This is a genomic window from Pantoea phytostimulans (assembly GCF_046118715.1).
GTDB classification, from domain to species: Bacteria; Pseudomonadota; Gammaproteobacteria; order Enterobacterales; family Enterobacteriaceae; genus Pantoea; species Pantoea phytostimulans.
Genome location: NZ_CP173698.1, coordinates 735759 through 752021 on the forward strand (window position 1 = coordinate 735759; position 16263 = coordinate 752021).

A 16263-nucleotide genomic window follows, 5' to 3' on the forward strand; every position below is an offset into this window, starting at 1 on the left:
CCCCGCGATGGCTAATGCGATCGCGGGGTTTTTTTATGATTATTTTCTTGGCCTCTATTTTTGGTTCCAGTGCCGCCATTATCAAGCGCGTTGATAATGTTATACAATCTGCCACCAAAGCTACTAGGCCGGTGTGGAGAGAATTAACCATGGCGAATCAGCAATATCTTTTTTGGGTAATGGCGGGGGCGTTGACGCTGTTATTTCTGGTGGTCTCGGTGTTCGTGGGTATGTCACGGACAGCAAAGCACGGCTACATTACCTTCGGCATTATGTTTGCGATATTAGTCGTCGGCGCATTCATTATTAGCCGCTAGCACTTGGGTACGATAAAAAAAACCGGCGCCCAGGCCGGTTTTTTTATTATGACTGCGGCTGTCCTACCGGACCCGAACCCAGGGTGCCACCCGGTGATGCCTGACCACTTGGCGCATGTGGACGTCCATCTTCTTTCACCGCGCTGCTACGATGTGAACAACCTGCCAGAGCAGTAAGCGTTGCTACAACCAGAAGTAATGCTGAAGCCTTCTTCATGTGACCACCTTTTTGGAAAGTTAACGAAAGTGTTTCTAAAATTGCGAAGTTTTAAGCATAGACAACGAAACCATTCCATCCAGTAAAATGTGTTTATTTTTCATGGGTTTTATCTGAAAGGAGAGGCTTTATTACTGGGGGTGAAAGCAGAATGGGAATCAATTTTGGAAAAAGGCGTAAGCAGAATGGGAAACACAGACAAGCGATAAGATAACGGAAGCCACAGGCTTCCGTTAATAGAAGGGGATTATTTACGTCCCAGCAGGAAGCCGATGAAGACACCGACGCCTGCGGCTACAGCTAATCCAGCAAACGGATTCGACTGCACCTGATCTTTGATGCAATCAGCCGCATCGCGTGCAGCATAGCTAGCCTGGTTTGAATAGCGACGTGCAGCACCCTTAGCTTGATGCTTAGGTGAATTGGTCGCTTCACCCCATTGTTCTTGCGCTGCACCCGCTGCTTCTTTTACTGCGTCTTCAATTTTTCCTGACATCTTTATCTCCTTGGTTTTAGTTACACCTCAAAGCGTAGCAAACGTGGCTGATTCTGCGGCGAAAGAAAGTAAATGAATCACTAAAAATCATTTCCGGCTGTGAACAGCGTTAACTTTGCAGGCTAAGCGTTTACTGTCTAACCTTTTCGAAGCAGCTCCTTTCAACAGCGAAAACGGAGGAACCATGAAACGTGATGTGCTGAATGAAGACGATTATGATGAAGTTTGTCGGGTGATTGGCGATGCTGTGATTATGCTGGCAGAAGCAGGCCATGACACCAAACGAGACGAAATATTCGACTTGTTAAAACGCACCCGGCATCATCGCGCACGCAGTGAACGCGATGAGCAGAAAATGCTTGAACATGCGATTCGCTTGATAAAACCCTGAGGTTAAAAAACCGGTATTCAACCGGTTTTTCTTTTTACTGCAGCAGCACACCTTGAATTAAATTCGCCTTAACCACTTCCACCTGATTAATCTTCAGGGCCTGCATATAACCTTCTACCAACAATAAATTACTGACATCAGTTTCACGGTAGTCACCGTTTAGTTCGCTGTCGCCTTTCCAGACTTGCTGTTTCGACAATGCTGTCAACGCCGCTAAGGTGTAGCGATTCTGTTTGTCAGGCAGCTGGTTTTTAATGGAGAAGCCATGTACGCCACCAATACCAATCACACGACGTGTAGTGGCATCTTGCTTGATCTGTGGCGAAACATCGTTACTGGCGTAAAATTCAACGAAACGCAGCACCGACTGGCGCCAGGAACCAATCGGATTAGGCGATCCCTGCGTAGGCACATTTTTTAACACGCTCAGGATAAAGTTTTTGAGCGTGACTGAAGCCAGTTTGCCTTGATAAACATCAGCAATCAGTTGACCTTGCTCTGGGCGATACGCTGTCATCTGCATTGACCCGCCGCCAATATCCCACACCAGCAAATCCTGATCCTTAACCTGCGGATCATCTAGCGCAGCTTTAGCGGAAAGAAAACCCAGTTCGGCTTCCTGCTGTTGGGAAATGATGCTGAGCTGAACGCCTGCCTGACGGTTAAAGCGGTCAATCACAGCCTGACCATTATTTGCCGAGCGAAACACGGCCGTGGCAACGCCAGTCATCCGTTGAGGATGATAGCGGCGAGCGTGGCTGACTAATTGCATCAGCGCATCCAGACCTTGCTGCTCAATGGTGACATCGAGCTGATTATTGCTGGCATGTGACAAGGCATCGTTGTAACCCACAGGCCGCTGATCTTCATACAGCACTTTTTCAATGCGATGGTGACAGACATCGACCTGTGCAACCGCAATTTTAGTGGTGCCGGAACCCATATCAATGCCGGCACGCGTTTGCAGGCAGTTGGCCGCCTGTGTAGAAAAAGCAAAAAACAGTGAGGCAAAAAACAGCGGTAAAGCAGGGCGCGCAAACAGTCGCATATCGATTCCTGTGTTATTTAGGGCGAAATCAAGGGCGCAGACGCGGGATACCAGCTCACCAGAAAATGACGTAAATGATCAAAGCACCATTCCGCATCTTCCGCTTGTTGGCAATAAAACTGGATGGTGATTTTTTCGTAGTCGCGCTGACGTTGACGCAGGGGTGACCAGCACCAGTCCAGCACCGATCGCGCATAATTCACCAGCGAACCGGCAGCCATAGCGTGCTGCGTTTCTTGTTCTGTCAGGTAGCTGTAAAAGGCGTGTTCAAGCTGAAGCGCTTCTTCATGCGTGTGCCGCAGTAAATCTGGGCGAAAAGCCACATCGATGAAGCCGTATACTGCATCGCTTTTTTGCTGCCAGTCGCAGGTTAGCGTCATGAATTTGCCATCCTGCAAATTCACCTCTTCCAGCAGACGCCGCAAATTAGCGGAATGGCGAATAACAGCAATCTCTTCAATGCGATCGGTTTCTAGCGTGAGATCAATTCCGCACGGATTGACGGAGCCATCGGCATTATGCGTAGTGGGGAAGGGGAAATCGATATAACCGTTGTTATCCAGACGCTTTTCCATAAGAAGGATGACCTGCCGCTTGACGTTTTCTGACAATAAACCATCTGGCGGCAGGATTCACCCTTTAAGGGCACGTCCAGGTAATCTGCGTGTCTTGATGAGGATTTATAAGACGAAACTGTTTATTGGAAAGCCTTTGGGCGTAATAACCTTCACGCGTAACGGCGGAGGGCACATATTTGAAACGATCCACTGATTTCAATGTCCCACTCTCCACGGTGACGTTGTCTTTGCTCACGGTGAAAGCGTTGACCAGGTCAAAAATAAGGGCATTTGTTTGGCCCATGGGTCGACCATAGATAGTTGAAACTTCTCCCGGACAATCAACGCCTTGTGGGCCAGATGAACATCCGGTGAGAAAAATAAAGAGTGTTAAAATGCCGAGTCGCAACATGATCCTGTTCCTGCTTCAATCCCTGGGAATCCGGTGGCGCTGATTTTATCGCGTTGCGTCACTAATAGCTTGATCATAGCAGTTTTAAAGCAGGTTCCCATTTGCTATTTGTTTAATAGGTAAGCAACAGGAATGTAAAAGGGTGACTTTGGTAACAGTTAAACGGTATTCTTGCCATCTTTGCGCGACAGTTAAGCAAAACCAGGGATAAATGATGAAAGAAGAAGAAGCCAGTCTAATGATTATTCAGCACGCGATTGAGAAGCTTGACGTTGAAAAAAAGCAGCAAGTCAATGCGTGTGCCGGTGCAATTCGTGAAGTCATGCAGGCGTATGATGATGATTATGCTGGATTAGCACTGATGTTAATTGCGGCAGAGGTCGCAGCGGAATAATTATTTAGAAGTCTGCATCGTAGGACGCGGTGCAGACTTTTGCTGCTTCTTTCCTTACGCTTCAATTCCACCTTTTCCTGGTCTCAATTCCACCTTGCTGTGCTAAACCTGATGATTCTCAACCAAGGAGAATCCGATGAAAAAGACATTGATGCTGATTGGCGTGTTAACCAGCGGGTTAGTGCTGGCAGGTTGCGCAGATGATCATATCTTGCACACGCATGATGGTCGCACCATCGTGGTGGAAGGCAAGCCGCAGGTTGATGATGATACCGGCCTGATCACTTACAAAGATATTTACGGTCATGAGCAGCAAATTAATCGTGACCAGTTAACAGAGATGTCTACTGTTAATCATTAATTAGCCATGCGGCTTGACGCTGCAGTGATGTGAACTGCACATCTCGGCCCGTTTCCTACGGGCCGTTCGCCTTTCTTCTCTGTTCGATTATGTTAAGCTAAAAAAATCCCAACAAAATCATAAATCTTCAGCGGAGAGACCCAATGAAGGCTGCAATTATTGCCGCAACACTTTTGGCCTGCCACATTGCCCCGGCCTGGAGTGAAAGCGAGTTCCAAATCAACTGTCCAGGTCGCCCCACTATGACCGTTTCCCGCGCCGAATATGGGCTTAGCACCGTGATGTGGCCGAAAGGCCATTTTCAGGTCGCTGCGGGCCAACAACGCACACGCCTGCAAGATGGCGATAAAGTGGCGATTACCCGCTTTCGTAATGGCGATCAGCTGATTGTTAATAAAAGCAGCGATCAGATGTTTTTCGTCTATCGCGACAGCGATAAACTGCTGCCCTGTAGCCGTACTGACAAGCGCGATGTCGATATCATCAGCCTGGAGCGCTACGACGACAGCCAACATCCTAACTCTTAATCCGGTCGCGACAGGAGCACGCATGCAACTGAACATCACTGACAAGGTTACGCATCACGATTTAGATGAGATCCGCTTAGGCTTAAACGCGTTTAATAGCCGATTTATTAATATCGATGAAGTCAAATCTATTGGCGTGTTTGTCAGCAATGCGCAGGGCAAAAAACTGGCCGGATTGACCGGCTCAACCAGCGGTAACTGGCTGCGCATTGATATGTTATGGGTGAGTGAGGCGATGCGCGGGCAGGGCGTGGGCAGTCAGTTGATGCAAGCCGCAGAGGAGGAAGCGCGCCGCCGCGGTTGCTTGTATGCACAAGTTGATACCGTGAGCTTTCAGGCGCGCCCTTTCTACGAAAAATTAGGTTATACGCTGCGGTTTAGCCTTGATCACTATCCGCGCCATCATCAGCGTCACTATTTAAGTAAAGCCCTGTAATCAAAACAGCGGCTGCTGGCGCAAATCCAGCGGCTGTTGCTCCGCTTCATCTATCGCCGCTAACCAACTTTGTAACGTCACCTTTTTCCACGAAAGGTGCCCGCGCGTGGTGCTCATCAGCACCACATCAGGCCGTAGCGTGCGGAAAAACTCCAGCGACTTTTTTAGCTCGGCAGGATTGCTATCCGGCACCAATACGCTGATCCAGCGCTCATGCGACCGTGTAATGGTATCGCCGACAAAAAGATAAGTCAGGCCCAGCGGCGAGTGATAGAGAAAGCTACAGCTGCCGGGTGTATGGCCTGGCGTGGGCAGCAGATGAAAATCACCAAAGTGGGTTTCCTGCTGGCTGAAGGTGTCGTCAGGCTCAACAAAACGGCTGATAGGCCCGAGTGAACGATTATGGCAATAGAGCGCGCTATTAAAGCGTTGCTGAATTATTGCCGCACCGGGTGCAGATTCATGCCAGTGCGTGAGGTAGTGACGGATCACGCCGCCGGCATCGGCTAACACTTCATGGTCGAGGGGGTTTTCTACACGACCAATCAACAGGTTGCCGCGTGGATGACGCAACATAAACCCGTGCATCATTAAATCATTAACGGCATCTTCCACCGGAAATTCCGGGGTTGAGATCCACAAATCGTCATACAGCGGCTTCAATGTCGATCTCCCAAACTACAAAAATTTAGCGCAAAACAGGCTGTCCAGTCGCTTGCAGCTGCGCCTGACCTTGCATCACCTGCAAGCGAGCGCTGGCACCCAACGGCAACGTTACGGTGTCGGCCGCGTGGCCAAAGGCAAGATCGCTAATAACGGGCAGTCCGCTTGTATCACGGACGCGTTGCCAGACGGTAGAAAAATCAAAGCCGTTGTCATAATCAGACAGCGCGGTGCTGGTAAAGCTACCCGTCACAATCGCCTGCTGGCGTCCCAAAATGCCGCATTGTTGAAGCTGAATGAGCATACGTTCGATACGAAAAGGGTGCTCATTGACATCTTCAATCACCAGAATGCCGTTTTCGATTTGCGGCATCCACGGCGTGCCAATCAGCGAGCAGATCATCGCCAGATTTCCACCCCACAGCGTGCCTTGCCACTCGCCGCTGTCCGGCGTATCGCTTTGCCACGCCACATTGACTGTAGGTGATGAGACCGCCTGCCAAAAGTGACGCAGCGTAAATTCAGATAAAACCTCTGCGCCAAAGTTTCCCGCTAACATTGGGGCGCTAAACGTAATTAACCCCACTTGCGCTAACAACGCTAACTGAATGGCGGTGAAATCGCTGTGACCACACAACGCCAGCGGTTGATTGAGTAAACGACGCTGCAAACCAATGTAATCGATCGACTCCAGCAAGCGGCTGGCACCATAACCGCCGCGCACCGCCAGTACGATATCCGGCAGTGTTTGCAGCTGCGCTAGCTGATTAATATCGGCCAGTCGCTGCTCATCGTTGCCGGCAAAACGCTGGAACCGACGCGTAATCACGGCGTCATTTTCTACCTGATGCCCGGCATCACGCAAACGTTCGACACCGCGTAATGCGGCAAGCTGGTTGTGACAATAACCGGAAGGGGAGATGAGACGAATTTGACGGGGAACCATAATGCTTTCCTGCTGTTAGCGGGGGATCATTCTCACGCGATAATGACGAAAAGTGACGATGAAGTCATCCCGCCACCCCCTTTTTTATGCATTTAGGATAAACGGTAATTTTGCTCTACCGCACGCCAGGTATGATAGCCAGCGTAACTCCTGCAACGAGATTAAAAATTGCTGAAAATTCGCCACCTTATGCTCTCGGCTTTATTACTCTCTGGCTGTGCCAGCGAACCGCCAAAACCCCACGTCAAAGAGAAGAACACGCCGTTAACGCAGGCAGCGCCTTCGAATGTTAATGACGCCTGGGCGTTCTTTACCGAAGATGCCGCCAGTCATTATGGTGTTGATGAGAAGTTAATCAGCGCCATTATTAGTGTCGAATCGGGTGGCAATCCAACGGTAGTAAGCCGTTCTAATGCAGTGGGTTTGATGCAGATTAAAGCCTCTACCGCAGGACGTGAGGTCTATCGCACCCAAGGACGTCGTGGTCAGCCGAGCAGCGCCGAGCTGCGCGATCCGGCCAAAAATATCGATATCGGTACGGCGTATTTGAAGATCCTGCAGGATTCAGTATTGTCGGGTATTCGCGATCCCTTGACACTGCGTTATGCCACCATCGTCTCTTACGCAAATGGCGCAGGCGCATTATTACGCACCTTCTCACGCGATCGCGATCGGGCCATTGCAATGATCAATGCCATGTCGCCAGATGAGTTTTATCAGCATGTGCAAAATAAACATCCGGCTGCGCAGGCACCGCGCTATCTTTGGAAAGTGACAACCGCTTACCGCACCATTTAATTCTAACCGGACAGAGCATCAACGGCTGTCCGGTTTACGCCATCAATAACCGCGCCGTCGGATAATCCACGATGAGTACATTCACATAACCGCCACGCAGTGCGCCGCGAATCGCAGGCGCTTTATCTTTTCCGCCCGCCAGCGCCACGACCTGTGAACACTGCTTAACCTGCGCCAGTTCCATACCAATCACCGGATCTTCGTCCGCCGTTAAAACCGGCTCGCCAGCAGCATCAAAATAGTGCAGACAAATATCGCCCACCGCGCCGCGTTCGGCGAGCGTGCGCAACATCTCTTCATCGTAATAGTTGCCAGAATTACGCAACAGCGCCGAAGGTTCCAAATCGCCAATCCCGACAATGGCTAAATCGACTTCATCAAATTTTTGCAGCACTTCCGCGACATCGGCATTGGCTGATAAACGCTGGCGATCGCTGACTGAATGTTCAATCGACTGTGAAGGCAATAACCAGGCCGGACAATTCAACAGGGCGGCAAGATTCTGCGTTAAAATCGTTGCCTGCACATTGCCGTTGGCACCCACGCCACCCAGCAATTGGATCACACCTTTACAGGGCGAATTCAACGGATGCAGCGCATCCACCATGGCGCGAATAGTCCCGCTCCAGGAGGAGATGCCAATTAGCTCATCAGCACGTAAACGCGTCTCCAGATAGTGCGCTGCCGCTGAACCAATGGCCTGCTTAATCTGCAGTGCCGACGCGTTATCCGGTACATCTACCACGATCGCCTGCGGCAGGCTAAAGCGCTGCTCGATGGCCTTTTCCAGTTCAGGAAATACATTGGCAGGTGGCACCACGCTGATCTTCACCACACCTTCTTTCACGCTGCGATTAAGAATGCGTGAGACAAACGATTGCGATAATTTTAGCGACTGGGCAATCTCTGATTGCTTCATCCCTTCGACATAGTAAAGCGTGGCAATCTTTACCATCAGCCGCTGTTCATCCTGTTTAGCCATCGATTATTCCTTCTCTGATTCTGCCCGGTATTGTTAACCAGGGCGGCAAAAATCACAACGCAGGACAAATTGTGATCGTTTTCGCTTTTTGACGATCTGGCATTGGACGATACGCCAAGGCAGGCGCATAGTCAGTTTGCATATAAAATCGCAATTGAATATTTATTCAAGCGGAGAATAACCGATGAACGTACCTCTCGTCAAAATTACCCTACTGGCTTCAATGATGGCATTTTCAGCCGCTTCGCTGGCCGCAGATAAAGGCTTGCTGGCAATTATTACCCCTTCACACGACAACCCATTTTTTAAAGCCGAAGCCGACGGCGCGTTAGCCAAGGCCAAAGAGCTGGGCTATGCCACGCTGGTCGCCTCACACGATGATGATGTGAACAAACAGAATCAGCTGATCGAAACCGCTATTGCCCGCAAAGCCAAAGCGATCATTCTGGATAACGCCGGCGCGGATGCCACCGTTGGTCCGGTACAAAAAGCCAAAGATGCTGGCATTCCGACTTTCCTCATTGATCGTGAAATCAATAAAACCGGCATAGCGGTGGCGCAGATCGTCTCCAATAACTATCAAGGCGCGCAACTCGGTGCAGAAAAGTTCGCCAAGCTGTTAGGCGGCAAAGGGGATTACGTTGAGCTGCTGGGGAAAGAGTCCGATACCAATGCAGGCGTGCGTTCGCAGGGTTATCACGATGTGCTGGATGATTACAGCGACATGAAAATGGTGGCGCAGCAAAGCGCTAACTGGAGCCAAACCGAAGCCTTCAGCCGCATGGAAACCATCCTGCAAAAATATCCCAACATCGTTGGTGTGATCTCCGGTAATGACACCATGGCGCTGGGTGCCGAAGCCGCGCTGAAAGCTGCAGGCAAAACCAAAGTGATTGTGGTCGGCTTTGATGGCAGCGACTACACGCGTGATTCCATTCTGAATAAAGGCAACATCAAAGCCACCGTGCTGCAACCTGGCTGGGATCAGGCACAAATGGCCATCACGCAAGCGGATTACTACCTGAAAAACGGTAAAGCGCAGAAAGAAGAGAAGCAGTTAATGGATTGCGTGCTGATTGACGACAGCAATGCATCGAAACTGAAAAACTTCAATCTGGCTAAATAAGGCGGAGTGCGCATGAAGCGGATGCTGATTCTGTTCGGGGCGATGACATTTCTAAGCGCCTGTACGGTGGTGGATCTGGATGCAGACGGCAAGCCGATCCTGCCAAAAGATCCTAACGCCAAGCCGGGCTACACCGATCAAACGCCGCAGCAGATCGCGGAGGAGAGTTGGCAATCTCGTGTAATGGAAACAGCAAACGGCCATGCGCTGAGCTGGGCTGATATGGAAACCAAAAGCCAGACGGTAAAAGCGGGCACCAGCGAAAGCGTGTTCGTGCGTGCCAGCGGCATCGTCACGGCTTTTGATACCAGCAATGCCCGAGAACATAAATTAACCGTCACGATCAACGGCAAGTCGGTGAACATCAATATCGGCCCGGTATTGCGCAGTAATGGCATCCGCGATGCCGCCGGTTTCCGCTTTGAAGAGTTCACGAATCAGGTGCAGTACGCGCAACTCACTCGCGCGTTGAACCGACATGCGGTGAAACAGTTGCCCAAGGTCGATGAAAGCTGGGTCAACAAACCGGTGCAAGCACTGATGGCGGTGACAATGCAACGCGGCAATGTTGATGATGTAGTCGCAGTTGAGCTGAAGCCGGGGACTCCCTGATGAGCAATGACATCATTCTGCAGGCGAATAACATTTCGATGCTGTTTCCCGGCACGTTAGCGCTGGATCGGGTTGATTACCGCGTCTGGCGCGGCAAAGTTAATGTGATTATCGGCGAAAACGGTGCGGGTAAATCGACCCTGATGAAAATTCTCGCCGGCGTTCAGCAGCCAAGCAGCGGTGAACTGCTTCTTAATGGCGAAAAAGTGACGCTGAATAGCACGCGGGATGCAGCACGTCACGGCATCGGTATGGTTCATCAGGAGTTAAACCTGTTTGAAAACCTGTCGGTGGCAGAAAACGTGTTTCTGGGCCGAGAATTGCAAAGCGGCATTCGGCCAATTAATGAAGCGGAGCAGGAGCGCCGCACAGCCGCACTGATGCAGCGGCTGGATCAAAAGATCTCGCCCAAAGAACGCGTGGGTAACCTTAAGGTTGGGCAGCAGCAGCTGGTGGAAATTGCTAAAGCGCTGGCGGAAGACGCAGATATTCTGATCCTCGATGAACCGACTTCGGCGTTGAGTAAAACCGAAGTGGAAATTCTGTTCCGCGTAATCCGCGAACTGACGCGGCAGGGCGTTTCGGTCATCTATATCTCGCACCGGCTTGAAGAGCTGATGGCGATTGGTGATGTGATCACTATCCTGCGCGACGGACGTTTTCAGGCGGAAGCCAACGTCACTGAAATCGATGTGCCGTGGATTGTGCGCGAAATGTTGGGCAGCGAACCCGTGACTAACTTCCTGCCAGAAGAGCGTGATTTTGGTGCGCCGATGCTCGAAGCGCAGCACATCACCTGCGTTAGCCCAAACGGCAATACGCTGGTGGATGATGTGAGTTTTCAGGTACGCGCCGGCGAAATTGTGGGTATTTATGGCTTGATGGGCGCGGGTCGCACCGAACTGTTTGAATGCCTGTTAGGTAGCCAGCGCAATTACCTCGGCAAGCTGTGGCTCGACAGCAAACCGCTGCCAACCCGACTACCTACCGCCGATCGCATCCGCATGGGCATGAGCCTGGTGCCCGAAGATCGCAAGCGCTCCGGTATTTTCCCGGTTTCGTCTGTGGCCAGTAACCTCACCATTGCCAGCCTGTGGCGGCGGTTATCGCATCGTGTGGCTATCGCTCAGCAGCAGGAGCAGGAGGCGGTTGCCCGCACGGTAGGGAATCTGGCGATCAAAGTCTCCTCACCCGAGGTGGCGATCAGCGCGTTAAGTGGCGGTAATCAGCAGAAGGTGGTAATTGGCCGATCGCTGTTGACCAATCCTCGTTTGCTGCTGCTGGATGAACCCAGTCGCGGCATTGATGTTGGTGCCAAAGCGGAGGTATTTCGCATGATGGTGCAGCTCTCAAAACAGGGCATTGCCGTGCTGTTTTCGACCTCAGATCTCAAAGAAATTATGGCGGTGGCCGACCGTATTTTAGTCATGTCCGGCGGCAAACTCACGGCTGATATTCCGCGTGATCAAGCGGAAGAGTCAGCGCTGGTTAAAGCAAGTGCGCAGGGGTTTTAAACATGAAAACCAATCCAGCCGTGGCGCTGGCCACTCAACCCGTCAAGGCGTTTAATTCGCGCGAAAGCTTTCTGCTACTGCTGCTGAAGCTGCGCACCTTTATTGCGCTGATTCTTATCGTCGGCTTCTTTTCCATTACTGTGCCGGACTTTCTCGCGGTGGGCAGTATGGTGATCATGGTGAAACACATCGCCATTAACGCCTTTCTGGCGCTGGGTATCACTTTTGTCATTATCACCGCCGGCATCGATCTTTCCATCGGCGCCACGCTGGGTCTATGCGGCATGATTGCGGGTTGGCTGATCACTAAAGGCATTGTGCTGCCGTGGTTTGGTATCGCGATTTTCCTGGATGTCTGGCTCATCGTACCGATTGTTCTGCTGGTCGGCGCCTTAATTGGCGCAGGTAACGGCTGGATCATCACCCGCTATAACGTGGCCCCGTTTATCTGCACGCTCGGCACGATGTATATCCTACGCGGTGCCGCGATGTTGACTTCCGGTGGCGAAACCTTTCCCGGTCTGCAAGGCAATCCGCAACTGGGCAACACCGGATTCGATAAAATCGGGGCAGGCAATTTCCTCGGCTTACCTTACGCCATCTGGATGATGGTTGTGCTGGCGCTGGTTATCGCCTATATCGCCCGTCGGCTGCCGTTTGGCCGTCAGGTTTATGCCATTGGTGATAATGAACGTGCGGCTGAGCTTTCAGGCGTCAGGACTAAACGGGTCAAAATATGGGTCTATACGCTGTCCGGTTTTTGCGCCGCGATAGCGGGCATCGTGGTGTCGTCGCAACTGGTGGCGAGCCATCCCGCTAACGGCACCGCCTTCGAAATGAATGCGATTGCCGCAGTGGTGTTAGGTGGAACCTCGCTGGCGGGGGGACGCGGCACTATTCTCGGCACCTTAATCGGCGCTTTCGTTATTGGCTTTCTGGCTGATGGATTAATCATGATGGGCGTGAGCGAATTCTGGCAGATGGTGATCAAAGGCATCGTCATTATCATCGCCGTTATCATTGATCAGACGCAGAATCGTATGCAGCAAAAAGCCACTGTGGTTGCGCAGAAAGCGCTGATAGAGGAGGGCGGTGAAGCAAAAGGTTAATCGGTAACGGTGCAAGCCACGCTTGCTTGCACCCTTTTTTTGGCTGCTATGAATATATATTCATAAACGATTTAAAATTCAGAGGTAGTGTATGAATCCTTTCAATCTCTCGGTGGATGAGCTGAAAAGCAAAGCGCGTGCGATACGCCGTCGCATTATACAACTCAACGCGGGCAGCCCAGCGGGCGGCCATACCGGTGCTGATTTATCGCAGGTCGAAATTCTGACGGCGCTCTATTTCCGCATTCTGAATTGCGCGCCCGATCGCACAGAGGACGATCAGCGCGATATCTATATCCAGTCTAAAGGGCATGCGGTAGGCGGTTATTACTGCGTGTTAGCCGAAGCGGGCTATTTTCCCACGGAGTGGCTGCCGACCTATCAGCATGCCGATTCGCATTTGCCGGGCCATCCAGTGCGGCAGAAAACCCCCGGCGTGGAGTTGAATACCGGCGCGCTGGGACACGGTTTACCGGTGGCGGTTGGCATTGCCATTGCCGCCAAGAAAGACAACAGCAAACGCCGTATTTTTGTGGTCACTGGGGATGGCGAGCTGGCGGAAGGCAGCAACTGGGAAGCGGCGCTGGTGGCGGCCCATTACGGTCTCGACAACCTGATCATCATCAATGACAAAAATAAACTGCAATTAGCGGGCAGTACCCAAGAGATCATGAACACCGATCCGCTGCCCGAAAAATGGCGCGCCTTCGGTCTTGAGGTCAGGGAATGCAGCGGCAATGACATGGCTGCGGTAGTCGAAGCCATTGAAAGCCTGCCGCAAAACGGCAAGCCGCAGGTCATCGTCGCCCATACCGAAAAAGGGTTCGGCATCTCCTTCATTCAAAGCAAACCCGAATGGCATCACCGTGTGCCAAAAGGGGAAGAGATAGACCTGGCCATGGAGGAACTGAAAGATGAGTAATGCACAACATTTAGCCAGCGTGATGGTGACCGCATTTATCGATGCGGTGAACCGTGGCGTGGATCTGGTACCGGTGGTCGCAGATTCAACCTCAACCGCCAAAATTTCGCCTTTCATCAAAGCATTCCCGGATCGTCTCATCAATGTTGGGATCGCCGAACAGACGTTGGTTGGCACCGCCGCTGGCCTGGCGCTGGGCGGTAAAGTCGCCGTCACCTGCAATGCCGCGCCTTTTCTGGTCTCACGTGCCAATGAACAGGTCAAAGTTGACGTCTGTTACAACAACACCAACGTCAAACTGTTTGGCCTGAATGCCGGCGCCAGCTACGGCCCGCTCGCCAGCACCCACCACAGCATTGATGATATCGCCGTCATGCGCGGCTTCGGCAACATTGAAATCTACGCGCCTTCTTGCCCGCTTGAGTGCCGCCAAATCATTGATTATGCGCTGGAGCATGTGGGACCGGTTTACATCCGGCTCGACGGTAAAGACCTGCCACAACTGCATGAGGAGAGCTATCGATTCAAGCCTGGTCAAATCGATCAATTGCGGGAAGGCAAAGAGATTGCACTGGTGGCGATGGGTTCCACGGTTCACGAAGCAGTTCACGCCGCGACGCAACTTGCTGAGCAAGGTATTTCAGCCGGTGTGATCGCCATTCCATCGATTAGACCTTGCGATACCCAACAACTGCGCAACCTGTTAAATCACTATCCAGCGGTGATTACCGTTGAAGAGCACAACGTGAATGGTGGCGTCGGCAGCCTGGTCGCAGAAGTCTTAGCAGAAGGTGGTTGTGGCATTCCCTTGCTGCGTTTGGGCATTCCAGACGGGGAATACGCCATTGCGGGCGATCGCGTCTCAACCCGCGCTCATCATGGCATTGACGCTGCCAGCCTGGTAAAAAATGCATTGCGCATCTGCGCAGGAGCGTAAGCATGACAGAACCTGTGATTCTGGCGATTGACGAAGGCACCACCAATGCAAAAGCGATTGCGGTTGATCGTCTGGGCAAGGTGGTGGCACGCGGTAGCCAGAGTTTGACGCTGGAACATCCGCAGCCGGGGCTGGCGGAGCAGGATCCCATGGCCATCTGGCAGGCAGTTAAGCAGGCGATCACACAATGTCTGGCGCAGTGTGCTGGCGCATCCGTTGCGGCGGTCGCGATCAGTAATCAGCGTGAATCGGTGTTGATTTGGCAGCGTAGCAACGGCACGCCGCTCACGCCGCTGGTGAGCTGGCAGGATCGCCGATCTGAATCGTTTTGTCGCGATCTGCATCAGGCAGGAAAAGCGCCGCGTATCACCGGTCTGACCGGCCTGGCGGTTGACCCGATGTTTCCTGCTGCCAAGCTTACCGGCATGCTGGCAGCCATTCCCGACGGCGCAGCGCGTGCAGCTGCGGGCGAACTGTGCATCGGCACCGTGGAGAGCTGGCTTACCTGGCAACTTACGGCAGGCGACTGCTTTATTACCGATCATGCCAACGCGGCACGCACCCAGCTTTACAGTTTGCACCGCAATGACTGGGACGATGAGCTGCTGGCCCTTTTTCAATTGCCGCGCGCGGCACTTCCGACCATTACCTCCTCGGCCAGTGAACAGGGGTTGGTGGCCGTGAATGACATTGCGGGTTTATCACCGGGCACGCCAATCCTGGCGCGTATCGGCGATTCTCACGCGGCGTTACAGGCCCAGCGCCGGGGCGACGCAGAAGTGGTAAAAGCCACTTATGGCACCGGTTCATCACTGATGATGTCAATGGCGACGCCATTGATGACCGAAAATGGTTTGAGCACCACCGTGGCGTGGCATGACGGCGAGCTGCGCTATGCCTTTGAAGGCAATATTACTCACACCGGTTCGGGCGCGGCCTGGCTGGGTAAAATGTTGGGTATTCAGGATCCACGCGAGTTGACTGCGCTGGCAGAAAGCACCGTTGATAATCAAGGCATCTATTTTGTTCCAGCACTCTCGGGGCTGGGCGCGCCCTGGTGGGATCTCAAAGCCCGCGGCATGGTGTGTGGGCTGACAGATGCCGCCACACCCGCGGTTTTAGCGCGCGTCGCGTTAGAGTCGATCACCTTTCAAATCGCTGACGTGTTCTTCGCCATGGAGCAAGCCAGCGGCCAGCATCTTCCCGCGCTCTGCGTGGATGGCAGCGCAACTGAAAACGGCTGGCTAATGCAACTACAGGCCGATGTATTGCAGCGTCCGCTTCATCGCGTGCCAACCGCTGAAGTCTCTGCATTGGGGGCCGCTTTACTGGCAGGAAAAGTGCTGGGTTGGTGGCAGCAGGGCAATGAAATGCAGGCGCTTCAAGGCGGCAGCGTAATTCTGCCGCGTGAACACCACGCGCAAAAAATGCAGGAAAACTATAAAGGCTGGCTCGATGCGGTGGCCCGTTGCCGTTATCAGCCACAATAACTTTCTTC

Annotated in this window: 22 protein-coding genes; 14 read left to right on the top strand and 8 right to left on the bottom strand. The window is 52.3% G+C overall.

Features of this window, described 5'->3' with window-relative positions:
* Positions 1-35 precede the first annotated feature (35 nt).
* Positions 36-317 (top strand): hypothetical protein, encoded by a 282-nt coding sequence (locus ACF2G4_RS03525; protein WP_243078535.1) that lies wholly within the window; start codon positions 36-38, stop codon positions 315-317.
* A 46-nt stretch (positions 318-363) separates the two neighbouring features.
* On the opposite strand, the gene ACF2G4_RS03530 is transcribed toward ACF2G4_RS03525, so the two are convergent.
* Both ACF2G4_RS03530 and ACF2G4_RS03535 read right to left on the bottom strand, forming a co-directional pair.
* Positions 364-534, bottom strand: coding sequence for a YgdI/YgdR family lipoprotein (locus ACF2G4_RS03530; RefSeq protein ID WP_215847037.1), 171 nt, complete (start codon positions 532-534; stop codon positions 364-366).
* A gap of 247 nt (positions 535-781) precedes the next feature.
* Positions 782-1030: a YqjD family protein gene (locus ACF2G4_RS03535; protein WP_215847036.1), complete on the bottom strand. Its 249-nt coding sequence runs from the start codon at positions 1028-1030 to the stop codon at positions 782-784.
* Between the two features lie 184 nt (positions 1031-1214).
* Between ACF2G4_RS03535 and ACF2G4_RS03540 the strand changes: the two genes are divergently transcribed.
* A complete protein-coding gene (locus ACF2G4_RS03540; protein ID WP_215847035.1) occupies positions 1215-1421 on the top strand; it encodes a DUF2767 family protein in 207 nt (68 codons plus the stop codon).
* 34 nt (positions 1422-1455) lie between these two features.
* Here the strand turns inward: ACF2G4_RS03540 and ACF2G4_RS03545 are convergent, their stop codons facing one another.
* From ACF2G4_RS03545 to ACF2G4_RS03555, 3 genes are all read right to left on the bottom strand, one after another.
* Positions 1456-2469, bottom strand: coding sequence for a Ppx/GppA phosphatase family protein (locus ACF2G4_RS03545; protein ID WP_409075514.1), 1014 nt, complete (start codon positions 2467-2469; stop codon positions 1456-1458).
* A 17-nt stretch (positions 2470-2486) separates the two neighbouring features.
* The gene (locus ACF2G4_RS03550) at positions 2487-3044 is read right to left on the bottom strand and encodes a hypothetical protein (RefSeq protein ID WP_215847033.1); all 558 of its coding nucleotides are present in this window, start codon (positions 3042-3044) and stop codon (positions 2487-2489) included.
* 64 nt (positions 3045-3108) lie between these two features.
* On the bottom strand, positions 3109-3438 hold the full coding sequence (locus ACF2G4_RS03555) for a hypothetical protein (protein ID WP_215847032.1): 330 nt from the start codon (positions 3436-3438) through the stop codon (positions 3109-3111).
* Between the two features lie 214 nt (positions 3439-3652).
* Between ACF2G4_RS03555 and ACF2G4_RS03560 the strand changes: the two genes are divergently transcribed.
* The 4 genes from ACF2G4_RS03560 (at position 3653) to ACF2G4_RS03575 (ending at position 5156) form a co-directional block, all read left to right on the top strand.
* Positions 3653-3832 carry a hypothetical protein gene (locus ACF2G4_RS03560; RefSeq protein ID WP_243078508.1) on the top strand — a complete coding sequence of 60 codons (180 nt, stop codon included), beginning with the start codon at positions 3653-3655 and terminating at the stop codon, positions 3830-3832.
* Positions 3833-3968: 136 nt separating this feature from the next.
* Positions 3969-4193, top strand: a complete 225-nt coding sequence (locus tag ACF2G4_RS03565; RefSeq protein ID WP_215847031.1) for a YgdI/YgdR family lipoprotein — start codon at positions 3969-3971, stop codon at positions 4191-4193.
* Positions 4194-4336: 143 nt separating this feature from the next.
* Positions 4337-4720: a hypothetical protein gene (locus ACF2G4_RS03570; protein WP_215847030.1), complete on the top strand. Its 384-nt coding sequence runs from the start codon at positions 4337-4339 to the stop codon at positions 4718-4720.
* Between the two features lie 22 nt (positions 4721-4742).
* Positions 4743-5156 carry a GNAT family N-acetyltransferase gene (locus ACF2G4_RS03575; protein WP_215847029.1) on the top strand — a complete coding sequence of 138 codons (414 nt, stop codon included), beginning with the start codon at positions 4743-4745 and terminating at the stop codon, positions 5154-5156.
* Here the strand turns inward: ACF2G4_RS03575 and ACF2G4_RS03580 are convergent, their stop codons facing one another.
* Both ACF2G4_RS03580 and ldcA read right to left on the bottom strand, forming a co-directional pair.
* A complete protein-coding gene (locus ACF2G4_RS03580; RefSeq protein ID WP_243078136.1) occupies positions 5157-5819 on the bottom strand; it encodes an MBL fold metallo-hydrolase in 663 nt (220 codons plus the stop codon).
* 25 nt (positions 5820-5844) lie between these two features.
* The gene (gene ldcA / locus ACF2G4_RS03585) at positions 5845-6765 is read right to left on the bottom strand and encodes a muramoyltetrapeptide carboxypeptidase (RefSeq protein WP_215847028.1); all 921 of its coding nucleotides are present in this window, start codon (positions 6763-6765) and stop codon (positions 5845-5847) included.
* 168 nt (positions 6766-6933) lie between these two features.
* On the opposite strand from ldcA, the gene emtA reads away from it, so the two are divergent.
* Positions 6934-7563, top strand: coding sequence for a membrane-bound lytic murein transglycosylase EmtA (gene emtA / locus ACF2G4_RS03590; RefSeq protein WP_215847027.1), 630 nt, complete (start codon positions 6934-6936; stop codon positions 7561-7563).
* Between the two features lie 34 nt (positions 7564-7597).
* Here the strand turns inward: emtA and ACF2G4_RS03595 are convergent, their stop codons facing one another.
* Positions 7598-8545, bottom strand: a complete 948-nt coding sequence (locus tag ACF2G4_RS03595) for a sugar-binding transcriptional regulator (RefSeq protein WP_215847026.1) — start codon at positions 8543-8545, stop codon at positions 7598-7600.
* A gap of 184 nt (positions 8546-8729) precedes the next feature.
* Between ACF2G4_RS03595 and ACF2G4_RS03600 the strand changes: the two genes are divergently transcribed.
* The 7 genes from ACF2G4_RS03600 to ACF2G4_RS03630 all read left to right on the top strand — a co-directional run bounded on the left by ACF2G4_RS03600 (position 8730) and on the right by ACF2G4_RS03630 (position 16255).
* Positions 8730-9671, top strand: a complete 942-nt coding sequence (locus ACF2G4_RS03600) for a D-ribose ABC transporter substrate-binding protein (protein WP_215847025.1) — start codon at positions 8730-8732, stop codon at positions 9669-9671.
* Between the two features lie 12 nt (positions 9672-9683).
* A complete protein-coding gene (locus ACF2G4_RS03605) occupies positions 9684-10283 on the top strand; it encodes a DUF2291 family protein (protein ID WP_243078135.1) in 600 nt (199 codons plus the stop codon).
* Positions 10283-11797, top strand: coding sequence for a sugar ABC transporter ATP-binding protein (locus ACF2G4_RS03610; RefSeq protein WP_215847023.1), 1515 nt, complete (start codon positions 10283-10285; stop codon positions 11795-11797). The genes ACF2G4_RS03605 and ACF2G4_RS03610 overlap by 1 nt, the downstream gene beginning before the upstream one ends.
* A 2-nt stretch (positions 11798-11799) precedes the next feature.
* A complete protein-coding gene (locus ACF2G4_RS03615) occupies positions 11800-12906 on the top strand; it encodes an ABC transporter permease (RefSeq protein WP_409075515.1) in 1107 nt (368 codons plus the stop codon).
* A 91-nt stretch (positions 12907-12997) separates the two neighbouring features.
* Entirely contained in the window at positions 12998-13828 is an 831-nt protein-coding gene (locus ACF2G4_RS03620) for a transketolase (RefSeq protein WP_215847022.1), read from the top strand.
* The gene (locus tag ACF2G4_RS03625) at positions 13821-14765 is read left to right on the top strand and encodes a transketolase family protein (RefSeq protein ID WP_409075516.1); all 945 of its coding nucleotides are present in this window, start codon (positions 13821-13823) and stop codon (positions 14763-14765) included. The genes ACF2G4_RS03620 and ACF2G4_RS03625 overlap by 8 nt, the downstream gene beginning before the upstream one ends.
* Before the next feature lie 2 nt (positions 14766-14767).
* A complete protein-coding gene (locus ACF2G4_RS03630) occupies positions 14768-16255 on the top strand; it encodes an FGGY family carbohydrate kinase (RefSeq protein ID WP_409075517.1) in 1488 nt (495 codons plus the stop codon).
* The last annotated feature ends 8 nt before the right edge of the window (positions 16256-16263 follow it).